This is a genomic window from Wolbachia endosymbiont of Tuta absoluta (assembly GCF_059414725.1).
In genome coordinates, this window is record NZ_JBNRJY010000246.1 from 1 (window position 1) to 730 (window position 730).

Sequence of the window (730 nt, forward strand, 5' to 3'; positions counted from 1 at the left end):
GTAAGGGTGTTATTGATGTAACCACAAATAATTTAAAAAACAACTGTAGCAGAGATGAAAACCTAAATGTCTGTATGAATGAATTCAAAAGTAATGATGATTAAAATCAGTAACTCATGTAAACAGAAGCATGGATCGATCGATGTATGAAAGAAATTATAACGTTTTTATCGGAAAACGAGGAAGCTATCGGCACGAGCCTCTCCCGTCTGGGCATTAACTGGGTGTTCGATCGATCTCAATACACAATGGGTTGTAAAGAAACCGCCAAGCTTTATACTATGGTCAGTCTGCGGTTAAGGTTCATATTTATTCAAATTGCTGAAAATATTTCAACGTGTGAATCAAAATTAGACAAAGAAAGTTTCTTACGGAATACAGATCGATCTGTTTGACAGTGTGATTCATAACCGCACTGACTTGCAGCCTGCATATAAAATGGCACAATTGATGGCCAAGCTGCAAGGTGAGCCCCATGAGCTGGTAAAGCATCTACCAGTCGATGATGCAAGTTACGAGACGGCTCGCGGTTTGCTGATCGATCTCTTGAGTAAGGATGTTTTTTGAACAACAATGTATCTAACTCTTTTGCAGCAATAAAATAAAAATTAAATAAAATGCTTCAATTGGCTTCAAATAATACACGTGCGCGCTTTCCTACTTTAACATTCTGTACCAAATAAAATTAATGAATTTGTGAACAGAATTATGAAACAGCGGACTGTCTAAG

1 protein-coding gene is annotated in these 730 nt (G+C 37.1%); it reads right to left on the minus strand.

The features are described 5' to 3' along the window. Positions 1–313 precede the first annotated feature (313 nt). Complete coding sequence (locus tag ACJ5GX_RS02710; protein WP_495292679.1) at positions 314–574, minus strand: hypothetical protein; 261 nt, start codon at positions 572–574, stop codon at positions 314–316. Between the last annotated feature and the right edge of the window lie 156 nt (positions 575–730).